This is a genomic window from Paenibacillus phyllosphaerae, assembly GCF_014192105.1.
In the GTDB taxonomy this organism is placed as follows: domain Bacteria; phylum Bacillota; class Bacilli; order Paenibacillales; family Paenibacillaceae; genus Paenibacillus_Z; species Paenibacillus_Z phyllosphaerae.
The window spans coordinates 1-16,175 of record NZ_JACHXK010000022.1; the positions used below are offsets into that span (position 1 = coordinate 1).

Annotated in this window: 16 protein-coding genes, 2 tRNA genes and 1 rRNA gene; 17 read left to right on the plus strand and 2 right to left on the minus strand. The window is 53.3% G+C overall.

Annotation, left to right across the window (positions count from 1 at the left end):
- The 13 genes from rrf to FHS18_RS28790 form a co-directional block, all read left to right on the plus strand.
- Window positions 1–79 (plus strand): 5S ribosomal RNA (gene rrf / locus FHS18_RS35485); the annotation flags it as partial.
- Window positions 80–243: 164 nt separating this feature from the next.
- Window positions 244–1,482 (plus strand): putative glycoside hydrolase, encoded by a 1,239-nt coding sequence (locus FHS18_RS28735; protein ID WP_246427977.1) that lies wholly within the window; start codon window positions 244–246, stop codon window positions 1,480–1,482.
- A gap of 124 nt (window positions 1,483–1,606) precedes the next feature.
- The gene (gene guaB, locus FHS18_RS28740; protein WP_183603849.1) at window positions 1,607–3,064 is read left to right on the plus strand and encodes an IMP dehydrogenase; all 1,458 of its coding nucleotides are present in this window, start codon (window positions 1,607–1,609) and stop codon (window positions 3,062–3,064) included.
- A 138-nt stretch (window positions 3,065–3,202) separates the two neighbouring features.
- Entirely contained in the window at window positions 3,203–4,510 is a 1,308-nt protein-coding gene (locus FHS18_RS28745) for a D-alanyl-D-alanine carboxypeptidase family protein (RefSeq protein WP_246427978.1), read from the plus strand.
- A gap of 108 nt (window positions 4,511–4,618) precedes the next feature.
- Entirely contained in the window at window positions 4,619–5,500 is an 882-nt protein-coding gene (pdxS, locus tag FHS18_RS28750) for a pyridoxal 5'-phosphate synthase lyase subunit PdxS (RefSeq protein ID WP_183603850.1), read from the plus strand.
- Window positions 5,501–5,543: 43 nt separating this feature from the next.
- Window positions 5,544–6,131, plus strand: coding sequence for a pyridoxal 5'-phosphate synthase glutaminase subunit PdxT (pdxT, locus tag FHS18_RS28755; protein WP_183603851.1), 588 nt, complete (start codon window positions 5,544–5,546; stop codon window positions 6,129–6,131).
- Window positions 6,132–6,317: 186 nt separating this feature from the next.
- A complete protein-coding gene (gene serS / locus FHS18_RS28760; RefSeq protein ID WP_183603852.1) occupies window positions 6,318–7,598 on the plus strand; it encodes a serine--tRNA ligase in 1,281 nt (426 codons plus the stop codon).
- 110 nt (window positions 7,599–7,708) lie between these two features.
- Window positions 7,709–7,797, plus strand: a tRNA-Ser gene (locus tag FHS18_RS28765).
- 200 nt (window positions 7,798–7,997) lie between these two features.
- Entirely contained in the window at window positions 7,998–8,345 is a 348-nt protein-coding gene (locus FHS18_RS28770) for a hypothetical protein (protein ID WP_183603853.1), read from the plus strand.
- 35 nt (window positions 8,346–8,380) lie between these two features.
- Window positions 8,381–8,557 carry a hypothetical protein gene (locus FHS18_RS28775; protein WP_183603854.1) on the plus strand — a complete coding sequence of 59 codons (177 nt, stop codon included), beginning with the start codon at window positions 8,381–8,383 and terminating at the stop codon, window positions 8,555–8,557.
- A gap of 25 nt (window positions 8,558–8,582) precedes the next feature.
- On the plus strand, window positions 8,583–8,738 hold the full coding sequence (locus tag FHS18_RS28780; protein WP_183603855.1) for a small acid-soluble spore protein P: 156 nt from the start codon (window positions 8,583–8,585) through the stop codon (window positions 8,736–8,738).
- Window positions 8,739–8,954: 216 nt separating this feature from the next.
- On the plus strand, window positions 8,955–10,013 hold the full coding sequence (locus tag FHS18_RS28785) for a hypothetical protein (protein ID WP_183603856.1): 1,059 nt from the start codon (window positions 8,955–8,957) through the stop codon (window positions 10,011–10,013).
- Window positions 10,014–10,171: 158 nt separating this feature from the next.
- Window positions 10,172–10,642 (plus strand): hypothetical protein, encoded by a 471-nt coding sequence (locus FHS18_RS28790; RefSeq protein ID WP_183603857.1) that lies wholly within the window; start codon window positions 10,172–10,174, stop codon window positions 10,640–10,642.
- Between the two features lie 248 nt (window positions 10,643–10,890).
- Here FHS18_RS28790 and FHS18_RS28795 read toward each other — a convergent pair.
- Window positions 10,891–10,967: transfer RNA gene (locus tag FHS18_RS28795), tRNA-Arg, on the minus strand.
- A 347-nt stretch (window positions 10,968–11,314) separates the two neighbouring features.
- On the opposite strand from FHS18_RS28795, the gene FHS18_RS28800 reads away from it, so the two are divergent.
- A complete protein-coding gene (locus FHS18_RS28800) occupies window positions 11,315–11,503 on the plus strand; it encodes an aspartyl-phosphate phosphatase Spo0E family protein (RefSeq protein ID WP_183603858.1) in 189 nt (62 codons plus the stop codon).
- A 19-nt stretch (window positions 11,504–11,522) separates the two neighbouring features.
- On the opposite strand, the gene tadA is transcribed toward FHS18_RS28800, so the two are convergent.
- Complete coding sequence (gene tadA / locus FHS18_RS28805; protein WP_183603859.1) at window positions 11,523–11,993, minus strand: tRNA adenosine(34) deaminase TadA; 471 nt, start codon at window positions 11,991–11,993, stop codon at window positions 11,523–11,525.
- A 369-nt stretch (window positions 11,994–12,362) separates the two neighbouring features.
- Between tadA and FHS18_RS28810 the strand changes: the two genes are divergently transcribed.
- Genes FHS18_RS28810 through rluF form a run of 3 tightly spaced genes read left to right on the plus strand, consistent with a single transcriptional unit; the run spans window position 12,363 to window position 16,136 of the window.
- Window positions 12,363–14,669 (plus strand): ATP-binding protein, encoded by a 2,307-nt coding sequence (locus tag FHS18_RS28810; protein ID WP_343060725.1) that lies wholly within the window; start codon window positions 12,363–12,365, stop codon window positions 14,667–14,669.
- Between the two features lie 4 nt (window positions 14,670–14,673).
- Window positions 14,674–15,444 (plus strand): NAD(P)H-binding protein, encoded by a 771-nt coding sequence (locus FHS18_RS28815; RefSeq protein ID WP_246427979.1) that lies wholly within the window; start codon window positions 14,674–14,676, stop codon window positions 15,442–15,444.
- Window positions 15,441–16,136, plus strand: coding sequence for a 23S rRNA pseudouridine(2604) synthase RluF (gene rluF / locus FHS18_RS28820; RefSeq protein WP_183603860.1), 696 nt, complete (start codon window positions 15,441–15,443; stop codon window positions 16,134–16,136). Before FHS18_RS28815 ends, rluF begins: the two co-directional genes overlap by 4 nt.
- Window positions 16,137–16,175: the final 39 nt, after the last annotated feature.

The following is a 16,175-nucleotide window of genomic DNA, read 5'->3' on the forward strand; positions in this document are numbered from 1 at the left end:
CCCGAACACGACCGTTAAGCCTTCCAGCGCCGATGGTACTTGGACCGCAGGGTCCTGGGAGAGTAGGACGTCGCCAAGCACGAATGACCGACCACAGTATGTGGTCGGTCTTTTTGTTGTTTTAAACGAATTTTCCTGATGGGGCTATCACCATCTTTGACCTTCCTTGGTGGTATCTCCTTGACAACTTGGCCGTCATTTACGTTCATACTACAGACCAATGTGAGCGGGAGGTGTACGTTTATGCATCGTTCGGGAACAGTTCATTTCTCATTGTGTATTTTCCTGCTTGTCGCGGTTTGCAGCGGATGTAGTGCGGTCAAGGCACGCGATGAGTCCGTTGCGCCGGAAGTTCAGCAAAGCCAACCTGCGGATATATTGAAGCCATCCGTGGATACGATGGTAAAGCAAAAGCAGACTCGCCTTGCGAGGACCAAGCTTAAGGCAACGCAGAGCAACAAGGCGGCCGTAACTACGCGACCTACAATGACGCAGCCCGTTAGGGGCATATATGTCTCAGGATGGGTCGCAGGAGACAAGAAGCAAATGGCCAAGCTTGTTCGTCTTGTCGATCGTACGGACTTAAATACGATGGTCATTGATGTGAAGAACGATTATGGCAATGTGACCTATCGCTCCCAAGTAGATGAGGTAAAAGCAATCGGCGCTGACGTCAATCCAGCTATTCCGAATATTAAGGGGCTGCTTGCCCAACTTAAAGCAAAGAACATCTACACCATTGGCCGTGTCGTTGCATTCAAAGATCCTTACTATGCCAAGAAGCGGCCGACAATGGCGCTGCAGAAGAAGACAGGCGGCGTATGGAAGGACAAGCAAGGAAACTTGTGGCTTGATCCCTACCAAGCAAAGGTGCGCAGTTATAATATCGCGATCGCCCGAGAGGCGGCTGAGCTCGGATTCGATGAAATTCAATTCGACTATGTGCGGTTCCCGGATAACGGTGCCAAAGTCAACCGACAGGTTCGGTTTGCGCCAACCGGCGGTAAAAACAAACCGGCGATAATAGGCACTTTTTTGCAAGAGGCCAGACTTCAGGTACATCAGGCTGGTGCGAAGTTATCAGCGGACGTGTTCGGGCTTGTAACTTCCTCCAAGGATGATATGGGGATCGGGCAGACTTGGCGTTCCATTGCAAGCACGGTCGATGTTATTTCACCTATGACTTATCCATCTCATTATTCTAGCGGAACATATGGCATCCATAATCCGGACTTATCGCCGGCAGCCATCATACGCCAAGCTATGGCCGATGCCAAGAAAGGCAATGCGACCTTAACTACCATTGGATTGCAGCCTGCACAGATTCGCCCTTGGCTGCAGAGCTTCACGGCTACCTGGATTGAGCCTCATCAGCATTATGGCGCTAATCAGATTCAATCCCAAATCAATGCGGCCCGAAAGCAAGGCGTGACCCAATTCCTTCTATGGAACTCGGAATGCAAATACGATTATCGTTCTTAAATTCCTCATGAAACGGCGTTTGACCTTATCTTGACAGCCTATAACCCCTCTGCTAATATTGCAATAATATGCGTGAGAGGCAACAAATTTTAGAAGGATTTAATGCTAAAGGAGGAACATACTTGTGTGGGAAACCAAATTCGCCAAAGAAGGATTAACCTTTGACGACGTTCTGCTCGTACCTCGTCAATCGGAGGTACTGCCGCGTGAAGTCGATGTATCCATTCAATTGAGCGCAGATGTGAAGCTTAACATTCCACTGTTCAGTGCAGGGATGGATACAGTAACGGAGGCCGCATTGGCGATTGCTATGGCGCGGGAAGGCGGCATCGGAATCATCCATAAGAACATGTCGGTTGCTCAGCAAGCAGAAGAAGTGGATCGCGTTAAACGCTCCGAGAGCGGCGTTATCACGAACCCGTTTGCGCTGACACCTGACCATCACGTCTACGATGCGGAAGAATTGATGGGCAAATACCGGATTTCCGGCGTTCCGGTTGTCGATGAGAATCAGAAGCTTGTCGGCATTATTACGAACCGGGATTTGCGTTTCATTCATGACTACTCGATGAAAATCAGTGAAGTTATGACCCGCGAAGAATTGGTTACCGCACCAGTCGGTACGACGCTTGAGCAAGCTGAAGTGCTCCTGCAGAAGCATAAAATCGAGAAGCTTCCATTGGTCGATGAGACGAACACGCTGAAGGGTCTCATTACCATTAAAGATATCGAGAAAGCGATCCAGTTCCCGAATGCGGCGAAAGATAAGCACGGCCGACTGCTGTGCGGCGCTGCTGTAGGCATTGCGAAGGACACGCTCGAGCGTGCGGAAGCACTGGTTAAATCAGGCGTGGATCTTCTGGTTATCGATACGGCACACGGCCATCACCGTAACGTAGTGGATATGGTGAAGAAAATCCGCGAGGCGCATCCTACACTGACGATCGTGGCAGGCAATGTCGCAACTGGCGACGGTACACGAGATTTGATCGAAGCAGGCGCATCGGTCATTAAAATCGGCATGGGACCAGGCTCGATCTGTACGACACGTATTATCGCTGGTATTGGCGTACCGCAAATCACGGCGATTTATGACTGCGCATCTGTCGCACGCGAATACAACATTCCAGTAATCGCCGACGGCGGCATCAAGTACTCCGGCGACATCTCGAAGGCAATCGCAGCTGGCGCAAGCGCGATTATGATCGGCAGCTTGTTCGCCGGTACGGAAGAAAGCCCAGGCGAATTCGAGATTTACCAGGGCCGTCGCTTCAAGGTATACCGTGGCATGGGTTCGATCGGCGCCATGAAGGAAGGCAGTAAAGACCGTTACTTCCAGGATAACGAGAACAAGCTCGTTCCGGAAGGCATCGAAGGCCGCGTAGCTTACAAAGGACCGCTGGCTGACACGGTTCACCAACTGATCGGTGGTCTTCGTTCCGGAATGGGCTACTGCGGAACGAAGAGTCTGGCAGAATTGCAGAACGACACGCAATTCATCCGGATCACGAACGCAGGTCTGCGCGAGAGCCATCCGCATGACGTACAAATTACGAAGGAAGCTCCGAACTACTCGCTGTAAGCAGGCAGGCGCTTCCTATAGAGATAAGGCAGGGAGAGACAGAAGTGCTGTCGATTCCCTGCCTTGTCTTTTTTCATATAGGATGTGTGTGTTACAATAAATGACGTAAAAAAATTTCAAAGGAGAAGAGGAGATACGTTGAAACGCAACCGAAAGCCGGTAAGTAAGTTGCCGGTCATTGCCGCAATGATGGCTGCTTGGCTGATCATGATGACACTGGGTTCCAGCACAGTAATGGCAGCAGGAGAAAGTACGAACTCATCGAATACAAATTCGCTTGGAATTGATGCCGAGGCTGCAATATTGATTGACGCTGCGACCGGACAAGTATTATATGAACTGAACGCAGACGAGATCCGCCCGCCGGCTAGTATGACGAAGCTGATGACCGAGTATATCGTGCTCGAGGAAATCAAGGCAGGCCGTCAGAATTGGGATACGGTCGTTACGGCTTCGCTAGCGGCGGCTTCTACCCCTCCCGATGGCTCCCAGATCTATTTGGCAGAAGGCGATCAGCACCCGCTGAAGGACCTGTACGTGGCGATGGCCGTAGGCTCGGCCAATGACGCGACGATCGCGCTGGCCGATCATATCGCAGGCAGCGAAGAAGCCTTTGTCGCTAAGATGAATGAAGCGGCCAAGAATCTTGGATTGACTACGGCCCATTTTACCAGTGCAACGGGGCTGCTCGACACGACGGTTATCTCTGCACGGGATTTGGCCAAATTCTCGAGAATTCTGCTAGATTCACACCCAGAGTTTCTCGATTATTCGAAAATCTCGACCTATAAGTTCCGTGAACGCGATACAGATCCGATGGTGAACTGGAACTGGATGCTGGAATCGCACAAGACGAATCCAGATACGCCAAGTATTGCTCAATTCTCTTACCCTGGCGTGGACGGCATGAAAACCGGTTATATTAGTGCGGCGGGATACTGCTTCGCAGGTACGGCGAAACAAGGCGATCTGCGACTGATCTCCGTCGTTATGGGCACCGATTCGAAGGAAGCCCGTTTCCGCGAGACGGCGAAACTGTATAACTACGGCTTCAGCAATTTCGAACACAAAACGGTGGTTGAACCGAAAACCGTCGTAAAAGACGCGGAAACGGTCAAAATAAGCAAAGGCAAAGCGACTACCGTACCGGTGGTTACGAAAACCGACGTTACGTTCCTCGTGAAGAAAGGCGCCGAACCTCAGATCGAGCAAAAGAATCTGACGCTGATGTCGGAAGACGAGCTCGTCGCGCCGATCACGAAGGAGCAGAAGGTCGGAACCGTTACGTATGCATACAAAGATCCAAGCACCGGACAGTCGGTGGAGCAGACGGTGGACCTGATCGCGACTGAAGATGTGAGCAAGGCAGGCTGGTTCCGCCTGATGATGCGCGGTATTGGCGATTTCTTTAGCGGCTTGTTCCAAGGTATCGTCGATCTGTTTTAATGGCAACTGATTTGGTATGAATAATGGTTGTCGATTCCGACAGTATGCTGTAAAATTATTGGTTAGAATTAGTACGGCATTTTGTTAAATTACGGGAGGCTTTCAACAATGGAAACAGGTACTTCGCGCGTCAAACGCGGCATGGCTGAGATGCAAAAAGGCGGCGTCATCATGGACGTCATGAATGCAGAGCAAGCGAAAATCGCGGAAGCGGCAGGCGCAACGGCAGTAATGGCGCTTGAGCGCGTTCCTTCGGATATCCGTGCAGCAGGCGGCGTAGCTCGTATGGCTGACCCGACCGTTCTGGAAGAGGTAATGAAAGTTACTTCGATTCCGGTCATGGCAAAAGCACGGATCGGCCACTTTGTAGAAGCGAAAGTGCTCGAGGCACTGGGCGCAGACTACATCGATGAGAGCGAAGTGCTTACACCAGCGGACGAAGTGTATCACATCGACAAGCGCGATTTCACGGTTCCATTCGTTTGTGGCGCTAAAGACCTTGGCGAAGCACTCCGTCGTATTCAAGAAGGCGCAGCAATGCTTCGTACCAAAGGCGAGCCGGGAACAGGCAACATCGTCGAGGCTGTTCGCCATATGCGTATCATCAACGGCCAGATCCGTAAAGTACAAAACCTGTCGAAGGACGAGCTGTACCATGAAGCGAAGACACTGGGCGTACCTTACGAACTGCTGCTCGGCGTACATGAGTCCGGCAAACTGCCGGTCGTTAACTTCGCGGCAGGCGGCGTAGCTACACCATCCGACGCGGCGCTGATGATGCACCTGGGCGCTGACGGCGTATTCGTAGGCTCCGGTATCTTCAAATCCGAGTACCCGGAGAAGTTCGCTCGTGCCATTGTTGAAGCGACTACGCACTACCAAGATTACAAGCTGATCGCCGAAGTTTCGAAAAACCTGGGCACACCGATGAAAGGTATCGAAATTTCCAAGCTGGACGCTTCGCAGCGCATGCAGGACCGCGGCTGGTAAGAAACGTTAGACCTTTGAAGTATGAAGAAAGAAGGCGTTACGAATGAAGATTGGCGTTTTGGCGCTTCAAGGCGCTGTGGCAGAGCATATCCGGAGCATTGAGGCAGCGGGCGGACAAGGTGTAGCGATCAAGCGCACGGAAGAGCTGGCAGAGCTGGATGGCTTGATCATTCCAGGCGGCGAGAGCACGACGATCGGGAAGCTGATGCGCAAGTACGGCTTCATCGATGCGATCCGCAACTTCTCCGCACAAGGCAAACCGATCTTCGGTACGTGCGCGGGCTTGATCGTGCTTGCCGACCGCATTGACGGCCAAGAAGAAGCGCATCTGGGGCTGATGGATATGACCGTTGCCCGCAATGCGTTCGGCCGTCAACGGGAGAGCTTCGAGACCGACTTGCCGGTTAAAGGCATTGAGGAGCCGGTGCGGGCCGTATTCATCCGTGCGCCGCTCATCAAGGAAGTTGGTTCATCCGTGGACGTCTTGTCCACCTATAAGGATGAGATCGTAACGGCACGTCAAGGGCATCTCTTGGCGTCCTCGTACCACCCGGAATTGACCGATGACTACTCGCTTCATGCTTATTTTCTGAAGATGGCTGAAGAAGCGGCAGCAGCGGCCAGCCGGTAAGAGATAAAGACTGCGGATGACGCAGTCTTTTTTCACGTAGCGCTCGAAATACACTGCCCAAGCGGCATGAGCTTGCGGCAGGTTCGCAGGTATATCCGTTCAGCATATGCGTTAATGCTTAATGTAGGGGCGCACATGCAGGAATGATCCGAATATGTACATAGTATAGAGAGGGGCTCGCCTTTCGTGTTGGATGTTAAATTGCTTAGGAATGAGTTTGAGAAAGTAGAGAACGCTGTCCGCAATCGGGGCAAGTCACTCGATCTGATCGCCGGTTTCCCTGCGCTCGATACGAAGCGCAGAGAGCTGATCCAAGAGTCGGAGTTGCTGAAAAGCCGCCGTAATACGGTATCGCAAGAAGTGGCGAAGATGAAGAAGAGCGGAGAGAACGCCGACGCGCTTATCGTGGAGATGCGCGAAGTAGGCGATCGGATCAAGGAGCTTGACGAAGAGCTTCGCGTACTGGACGAAGAGGTAGACGCACTGACATTGGCGATCCCGAACCTGCCGCATGAGTCGGTTCCGGTCGGCGCTTCGGAAGAAGACAATGTGGAGATTCGCCGCGTCGGCGAGGTGCGTGCGTTTGATTTTGAGCCTAAGGCACATTGGGACGTAGCCCAGCAGCTTGGCATTCTCGATTTCGAATCGGCCGCTAAGGTAACGGGTTCCCGTTTCGTGTTCTACAAAGGGCTAGGCGCTCGTCTGGAGCGTGCGCTGATCAGCTTCATGATGGATCTGCACAGCGATAAGCACGGCTATGAAGAGGTGCTGCCGCCGTATATCGTTAACCGCGATAGCCTTATCGGTACCGGCCAGCTGCCGAAGTTCGAAGAGGATCTGTTCAAGCTTGCCGATTCGGACTATTATCTGATCCCGACAGCTGAAGTGCCGGTAACGAATATCCACCGTGAAGAGATCCTCGATAGCTCGGATCTGCCGAAGCATTATGTCGCTTATAGCGCTTGCTTCCGTTCGGAGGCCGGATCGGCCGGCCGCGATACGCGCGGTCTTATCCGCCAGCACCAATTCAACAAAGTCGAATTGGTCAAGCTGTGCAAGCCGGAGGACTCGTATGAAGAGCTCGAGAAGATGACGCAGAACGCCGAGAAGGTCATGCAGCTGCTCGGATTGCCATACCGTGTTCTTGCGCTCTGCACGGGCGATATGGGCTTCTCAGCAGCAAAGACCTACGACCTTGAAGTCTGGATCCCAAGCGGCGGCACGTACCGTGAAATCTCCTCGTGTTCGAACGTGGAAGACTTCCAGGCGCGCCGTGCAGCGATCCGGTTCCGCCGCGAGCCGAAGAGCAAGCCGGAGTTCGTGCATACGCTGAACGGTTCGGGTCTTGCAGTCGGCCGTACGCTTGCTGCGATTCTGGAGAACTACCAACAGGCCGATGGCTCGGTTATCGTACCGGAAGCGCTCCGTCCTTACATGGGCGGGGTTGAAGTGATCTCGGCCAAATAGGAAGAGATACAAAATTGTTGCACAGGTCAAAAATGGAGTTGCTATTCGTTTTTGGCCTGTGGTACAATTCTTTTTGTCCCCTTCAGTAATAGGAAGCGGGTTTCATATGTGGAGAGGTACCGAAGCGGTCATAACGGGGCGGTCTTGAAAACCGTTAGAGCGCAAGCTCACGTGGGTTCGAGTCCCACCCTCTCCGCCAGTTTATGTATACGACACGCCTTGGCTGATGCCAAGGCGTTTTTTGCATGCTTAAATGCACGTTGATGTAGATTTTGGGGCGGAAAATGGACCGGATAATCAGCATGGACCATGCAATTTTGTCCAGTTGCAAGAGCGTTCTAGGCAAGTATAAGAAGGGCATCGCCTCCACATATTATCGGCATGGAGGTGGGAAGCACGATGACCAACAAGGATCAGATTGGTATTGATCAACAGCAGCTTGTAGAGGCTTGGCAGCGTACGTTGCCAACGACAATAAAAGAAGGTGATCGGGCAACCGTCCAGGCGGACGAGGCCGATCCCAAAGCGATTCGCATTACCATTGAGGCTGCCGGCCACACCATGTACAGCTTTGATTTCAAAGTGACGTATGTAGACAGCCGTGAAGTCCGGACCGAGCTGGTTGATGCAGAGCGGGACGATCGCTCCATCGATGAGCGCGGCGCCATTCCGCAGCAGCTCGTACAAGATTATACGCGTCATATTCATGAGTGCGCACAGGCGCTTCATGGGCTGACGCATGCGTAAAAGTTATCACGCGTAACAGGAAAGGGTGAATGACGATGTCGAAGGCAAAAGGAACGGCGGACAAGAACTTGAGCAATGTCGTCGCCGAGCTGGAGCATAACCCGGTGAACAGTCATCAGGCGCAGCAGCTGAACCAAGATCAGAACGATCGTCGCCACCAGGACGCGCTCAATCATGACGAGCCGACTGATCTGCAAAACCAACGTAGCTAAACGATAACGAAGGAGCGATGCGAAGATGGGCAAGCCGCGTTCAGTACCTGTTCCAGGCGCCGATAACGGCCAGCATGGACGCAAGCAGCATTCGGATCAACGCGAAGGACAAGAGCCGTTGTCCGGCTCGAAGAAGACGAAGAACGAGAACCACTCCCGCCACAATAACGGCGAAGGTTAACGACAACCGCGCCGCTGTTTCAGGCGGCCGTTCATGAATGAAGCCTCTGTTCTCCTCTACGAAGGGGACAGGGGCTTTTTTCGCGGGGAGGCGATATAATTGGGGCAGGCTAAGAATAACATCATAACAACGTTTGGAAGCGGGCAGGACGGTGTTGAAAATAAAGGTTAAGGAGGGATACCTATACGTACACGTAAGCATCTGCCGTCATTCGTTATGCTCATTGCCGCTCTAATGCTGCTGATTACCGGATGCAGTTCGGATTCATCTCCCAAGGAAGCACTGGTCTCCGCCCTTAATCAAATGCAGGAGGCGAAGTCGTACAGCGTAAAAGGGACGCTGAACATCGACGAGCTCAAGGTGCCTGCAGATTCGCCCACGACTGGAGCGAACGGGCAGATGGCCGCCATGATCCTTCAGCTGCTGCAAGGGGCAACGATCGCTTACACGGGGAACGTACAGGCAGAGCCAGCCCGTTCGGAGCTGACGCTCGATATTAAGCTGAACAACCCGATGCTGCCGATGGACATTCGGCTTCCAATAATCGTTACGAAGGAGAAGGCATGGCTGAAGCTATCCCAAGTGCCGCTCTTGTCTCTGCCGGACAATATGGCTGAGCAATGGTTCGAGATCGATCTGGCGGCGATGGCCAAAGAACAAGCGAACTCAGCCGAGGCATTGGATGCACGCGGCATGCAGCAGATGATTCAGGAGCTGACCGGGATTGTCGTTAAGGCCTATGAAGGAGACGATTACTTTACGGCGGAGAAGGCCGAATCGTTACCGAATCTGCCGAGTGACGTGCAACCCGATCAGGTAGTGCGATTCGAGGTGACGCCGGCGAACGGCAAGGCGGCGATCGATACGTTCGCCAGCGACGTGCTGCCGCAATGGGTGGATGTGCTGCTGGAGAAAGAGGCGTATCGCAAGATGCTGCAGCTCGACGAGGCGCAGCTGGAGCGGGTGAAAGCGAATCTTGCGGAGGAAGGGGCGGATTCGCTGCAAGCACAGCTGAAGAACAATGTGACGACGGATGAATTAAGTCTGACTGGTGCCATCAAGGACGATTACCTTGTCTATCAGGAACTGGTCATGAAGCTGGCTTATCAAGACAAGACTTCCGGCACCGGTACTCTAAGTCGAATCGGACTGCGTTCTGCCGCAACCTACGAGCATATTAACGAGGCGTTGCAGTTCGAATACGACCTTCCAACAGAGGCGATACCGCTGGAGAAGCTCGCCGAGCAATTGAATATCGGGATGAGTGCACCGTGAGTGCATGAGCGAGAGCCGCGATTAAGCGGCTCTTTGTGCTGGGCGAGTATCCCTTAAGGGGGCAGCGTAAAATAGGTGACTGGCTAGTTCGTACCTCCCCGGGCATGCGTATATTGATGATGAATGACCACATCGAGTAGAGAAGGGGTTGACCGTTCTTGTCCAAACGTCCGAAGTCGAGCAAATCCGGCAAGTCGAATAAAGCCCGCAAACCCGTATCCACGCGTTCCCTGCTCCCGGGCATTAATATTCCAGGGATTAATATACCGATCGGACCTGGCGGCATCGGCCCAATCGGGCCTGGCGGTATAAGCCCAATAGGTCCGGGTACGCTGCCTCCTATCGGCCCCGGCGGCCCGGGAACCATTCCTCCACCTCCTCCATTCATTCCAGGCGGGGGCCCTGGCGGCGTACCGCCATTCATCCCGGGAGGCAGCGCGGGTCCGATTCTGCAGTTCGTGCCGGGCTGCGTGAACAAATGGACTTATATCACGACGAATAATGGCCAGTCCTTCTTTATGTATATTCAACGCTCGCAACCCTTCGGACAAACCGCCGGCTGGGTCTTCCCGACAATGACGTTCCAGACGATCAATTCGTCTAGTATCGTTAGCGCACAGTGTAACTAATGTAATCTGCGGGCGCTGCGACAGCGGCTGTGGATGGTTAACGAACGAGGAGCTGCGAGGAGGCCGCTCCTTGTTTTGTTTTATGCACAAACCTATGCAGGCAGCTGGGGATAGCGGATCAGCAGACCAAAGCGCGCAAAATGTTCTCCACATGTGGATAATCGATAGCGGCAAGTTACTATACACAACAAAAAACCTCCTGTGCATAACGCCCAGGAGGTTCGTTCGTTAAGTGTAATCGATAAAGCTGGCGCGCCCGAGAGGATTCGAACCTCCGACCTGCAGTTTAGGAAACTGTCGCTCTATCCTGCTGAGCTACGGGCGCGCGGTTTCATCATTGTAGCATGGGAGGCTTGTCGCATGCAACGTGTAACAAGGAATGAATTGCATCTGTTTCCTCCCTATTGTCGTCACTCAGAATCGAATTAGGATTAGGAGGCTAATGCCTAATCTTACATCTGATATACTGAGTAAATATGCATATGTATACAATCAAACTAGGCTATTAGCCCTACGGTATATGTGGAATTACGTCTAAAAATGTCGAAATTATGCAGAATTTACTCGGTTTTCTGTCGACAAGGTTTTACAAAATTCCTCGCCAATTGCGCGTATAATAAAATTGTTACTGATTGTAACCTTCGATGCGATTGGAGCGAATACCGAGGCGACATGAACGACAAAATGAAATTACTTGATGAGCTGAATGCGCTTCGCTTGAAGCTTCAACACATTGCGGAGGTCAGAGGGAGCTTGACTGATCCGGATGTCCTTGCAGCTAGTGAAGCAGCCGATGAGCTGATAGTCAGCTTACAGCGCATGCAAAAAGAAGAGCTGATAAGGCTGCGTACCGGACAATAACTCCCGTTCCAATATATGATTAGGTGCGCCGTCTTAGCTTTCGGAAGAAATTCGTCAGCAGGGCGGCGCATTCTTCTTGGAGAACCCCGCTGACAAGCTCGGTCTCATGATTAAATCGAGGCTCCTGCAGCAAGTTCATAAGTGTGCCTGCGCAGCCGGCCTTCGGGTCGGTCGTACCATAAACGACCTTGTGGATACGACCCTGAACAAGAGCGCCAGCACACATGGGACATGGTTCGAGCGTGACATATAGCGTGCAATCCAGCAGACGCCAAGCTTCCAGCTTGTGACTAGCCTCCCGAATGGCAATCATTTCGGCGTGGGCGGTCGGGTCGGAATTCGTCTCGCGCAGATTATGCCCGCGGCCGATAATCTCCCCGTTCTTCACGATAACGGCTCCGATCGGCACCTCGCCAATCAGCTCCGCTTTCTTCGCCTCCTCTATAGCTTCTCGCATCCAAAGTTGGTCTTCTTCACGTACAAAATTCATTAGTAGTCTCCCATCTATATCATAGAGATATGCATGTGGCGTCTTTCGACACCTTGATGATGTCGTTTTTCATCGAATTGTGCCACGAACAAATATTCGTTGTTAACACGTTGTGCATAACATTGTGGATAACTGAGAGGTTACGCACACAACTATCCACAATTTATTCGAAAAGGTTGTGTATAAAGTGGATAACTTGTGGATAGCACCTTACATACACGGGAATTAGCCGATAACTTACGTATCCCCATGTGTATAGCATCATGAAGAAGGTTATCTAGGCTTTATACCAATAACTCGGGATAATTGCGGAGCTTAACCTGCAGCATCCACAAACTCATCCACATTCCCACAAACGGAGGTATCCGCGTGTCCGTCAAAATGAAGCTAACGTTTATCATTTCACTCATCGTTTCCATTCTACTCGTCTTTAACGTGATTTTGAACGAATATTCCCTGCGGGTCAACCTTCAGGAAGATAACGAGTCCCAGATGGGGCAGCTGGCGAATCAGGCGATCAGCGCGTTAGCGTTATATGAGACGGGCGGTCGCATAATGGATATGTCGCTTGAGGAGAAGATGAAGGCCGCCTCCGCCGCGGCAGCCGTGCGGCTGAATAAGCCGGCAGACCAGATCACCGGCCAAGAGTTGGAGTTAATCGCGAAGCAGTATGGAATAACGGACATGGCGATCATCGTCCGAGATGATAAGGGGGAATATAGCGTCGCGCAATCGTCATCGCATGAGAGCAAGGCATTGACCACGCCTGCATGGGGCAAGTGGCAGCAAGCCATATCGGAGAAAGGCAACGGTACAGGCGGGCAGCCATCCTTCTGGAGCAACCCGATAGCAGCGGTGTCGGAAGGCAGCCAGTTGGCAGAGAAGTGGAGTTATTATGATACGGGGCGGCAAGACTATTGGATCGGCGCTCATGTTGTCGATCCGCTTGCCCTCCAATACAAGACGCTCCTAGGGCCGGATTCGCTGCTAGCCGCGATTATCAATAACCACACGCTTCTGCTTGATATGGCCGTATTCGAACTGAAGGAAGAGGTGTCATCGGCAGATGCGGGCAGCCTAGCAGCGGGGAAAGCGAAGCAGAAGGCCGAGCGGATCTACGGGACTTTCCAGCATCAATCCGCTGCGGATACGCAAGCCATGGTAAGCGCAGCAGGCGGCGATGCGGTACTCGTGGATGGCGATTGGGATGGCAAGCAGGTACGGAAAGGCTTTTTCCGCGTACAGGAAATACAAGATGTGTACGTTGTTGCGCTAGCCTACGATATCGATCCGATGCTGGGCCAAATCAAGCAACAGCGGAATACGCAGCTTTTCTTCGCGCTGCTCCTGCTAAGCGTCATCATATTGGGCAGCTACATGATCGCAGACTGGCTGATGAGACCGATCTCCGACGTGCTGCGGAAGGTCGATGAGGTTGCCAATGGGCGGTTCGGGGAGCCGCTTGAAGTGACGCGCAAAGATGAGATCGGCCAGCTCGCTCAGCACATTAACGAGATGTCGATTAATTTAAGCGTCTATACGAGCAAGCTGACCCAATCGTTCGAGCAGAACCGATCGATGAAAGAATATCTGGAATCGTTCATTAATCATACGACGGATGCGATTCACGTCATGGATCTCGATGGCCGTCTGACGCAGGTGAACCGGGCATTCGAGCAGATGTTCGGCTACGCCGAGGACGAAGCGGTCGGTCGGGAGCTGCCCTTGGTGCCGCCGCATCTGCTGACAGAGGAGCAGGAGGCGCTCGATTGGCTCATCTCCGGTCGGCTGCTGAATACGAGAGAAACGGTACGCGTCACCAAAAGCGGCGAGTGGATCGATGTCAGCGTCACGACATCCCCGATCCGCGATCAGCACGGGAAGCTCCGGGCGCTGGCCAACATTACGAGGGATGTGACCAGCCGCAACAAAATGGAGGAGCTGCTGCGCCGCTCCGAGAAGCTGACGACGGTGGGACAGTTAGCGGCCGGCGTCGCCCACGAGATCCGCAATCCGCTCACGACGCTGCGCGGCTTCCTCCAGCTTCACCAGGAGAAGGGCCAGCTCAATCCGAGGCATATCGATATTATGTTGTCTGAGCTTGACCGCATTAATCTGATCGTCGGCGAGTTCCTGATCCTGGCCAAGCCGCAGGCGACCCGCTTTGAAGTGAAGGATGTGCGATTTATTCTGGGCGATGTCATTTCCCTGCTCGACAGCCAGGCGCATCTGTGCGACATTATGTTTAAGATGGATTACACATCGGAGGTCTGCCAGATCTCATGCGAAGAGAATCAGCTGAAGCAAGTGTTCATTAATATTTTGAAGAATGCGATGGAAGCGATGCCGGAGGGCGGCGAGATCGAGGTGCAGGTGAAGCATGCGGGGCCAGACAAGGTCTCCATCGCCATTATCGATCAAGGAACCGGCATTCCGAGCGAGATGATTCCGAAGCTTGGCGATCCGTTCTTCACGGGCAAAGAGACTGGAACGGGGCTCGGGCTGATGGTCAGCCAGCGGATTATACATAGCCATCACGGCATGCTCGATATTCAAAGCGAGGTTGACGTAGGCACCGTGGTAACCATTACGCTGCCTCTTCGCGAGGAGCGGGGGATCGAATCGCCGCAGGAGCAGGCGCCTCAAGCAACAATAGAAGAAAGGATGCGTACGTGATACGATGCAGATGACGTCCACCCATCAAGCGAAGACGCCCTATCGGGCATTGCTGGCCGGGGCAACCGGCCTTGTCGGATCGGAACTGCTCACGCAATTGCTAGCCGATCCCGCATGCAGCAGCATTACAGTATTAGCTAGGCGTCCACTGTCCAAGGAAGCTTCTCGGAGCGGCTATGCAGCGAAGCTGCGCGTCATCGTCGCTGATTTTGACCGGCTGGAGGAAGCGCTCGACGGGGTGGAGGCAGACGTGGTATTCTGTGCGCTTGGCACGACGATCAAGACGGCGAAGACGCGCGAAGCATTCCGCAAGGTGGATTATGAATATCCGGCCCGTCTAGGTAACTGGGCCAGCGGTCATGGCGACACGCGAATGATCGTCATTTCGGCGGTAGGGGCGAGCTCGGGGTCTAAAGTGTTCTATAGTCGGGTAAAAGGAGAGATAGAGGATTATCTCCGCTCGCTCGGTCTCGCGGAGCTGCATCTGCTGCGCCCATCGCTGCTGCTCGGCAAACGTGCCGAGTTCCGCCTGGGCGAACGGATCGCCGTGCTCATGTCGCCGCTGCTGCGCGTACTGATGGTCGGACCCTTGCGCGTCTACCGGCCTGTGTGGGATGCTCAGGTGGCCGCGGCCATGCGGGCGGCTGCAAGCGGCAGAAGCGGGCTTCCGGGTGGACCTATAGACGGGCCGCAAGTTTATCTCTACGAGAATGATCAGATCGCCGAAGCGGGCAATGCAATGTTAAGGCAAGAAGCAGGAGGAACAGAGGCTTGAGAATCAATAAGTTTATTAGCGAGACAGGGGTATGCTCAAGACGGGAAGCCGATAAGCTCGTGGAGAGCGGCAGAGTTACGATCAATGGCCAAGTCGCGGAGCTGGGCAGCCAGGCGGAGCACGGCGACGATGTGCGCATCGACGGCAATCGGATTGGCGAGCAGAAGAGCCATGTCTATATCGCGCTGAATAAGCCTGTCGGCATTACGAGCACGACGGAAGAGCATGTGGAAGGCAATATCGTCGATTTCGTCGGCCACAAGGAGCGCATCTTCCCGATCGGGCGGCTCGATAAGGACTCCGAAGGTCTTATTCTCATGACGAACGATGGGGATATCGTCAACAAAATTTTACGGGCGGAAGGCAAGCACGACAAAGAATATATCGTCACCGTGGACCGTCCCGTTACGCCGCGCTTCGTCCAAGCGATGAGCGAAGGCGTGCATGTATTAGGGAGCATGACGCTGCCCTGCACGGTGAAGCAGGAGGGCGACCGCGTCTTCCGCATCATCCTGAATGAAGGCCGCAATCGCCAAATACGGCGGATGTGCTCGGCGTTCGGGTATCAGGTGCGCAAGCTGAAGCGGGTGCGCATCATGAATATCGAGCTGGGGTCGCTGGCCACGGGCAAGTGGCGGGATCTGTCCGCTGAGGAGCTTAAGCAGTTATTCGCGGATCTTGATTATCAATAAGCGGTATCTAATCGCACAAAAGCCAGCGTAAATCGACAC

Coding starts and splice junctions, on each gene's coding strand:
- FHS18_RS28780 (WP_183603855.1), top strand. CDS start 8,583: ATGGGCAAGCCGCGTTCAGTACCTGTTCCAGGCGCCGATAACGGCCAG.
- FHS18_RS28735 (WP_246427977.1), top strand. CDS start 244: ATGCATCGTTCGGGAACAGTTCATTTCTCATTGTGTATTTTCCTGCTT.
- FHS18_RS28800 (WP_183603858.1), top strand. CDS start 11,315: ATGAACGACAAAATGAAATTACTTGATGAGCTGAATGCGCTTCGCTTG.
- pdxT (WP_183603851.1), top strand. CDS start 5,544: ATGAAGATTGGCGTTTTGGCGCTTCAAGGCGCTGTGGCAGAGCATATC.
- FHS18_RS28775 (WP_183603854.1), top strand. CDS start 8,381: ATGTCGAAGGCAAAAGGAACGGCGGACAAGAACTTGAGCAATGTCGTC.
- tadA (WP_183603859.1), bottom strand. CDS start 11,993: ATGAATTTTGTACGTGAAGAAGACCAACTTTGGATGCGAGAAGCTATA.
- FHS18_RS28770 (WP_183603853.1), top strand. CDS start 7,998: ATGACCAACAAGGATCAGATTGGTATTGATCAACAGCAGCTTGTAGAG.
- FHS18_RS28815 (WP_246427979.1), top strand. CDS start 14,674: ATGCAGATGACGTCCACCCATCAAGCGAAGACGCCCTATCGGGCATTG.
- pdxS (WP_183603850.1), top strand. CDS start 4,619: ATGGAAACAGGTACTTCGCGCGTCAAACGCGGCATGGCTGAGATGCAA.
- FHS18_RS28785 (WP_183603856.1), top strand. CDS start 8,955: ATGCTCATTGCCGCTCTAATGCTGCTGATTACCGGATGCAGTTCGGAT.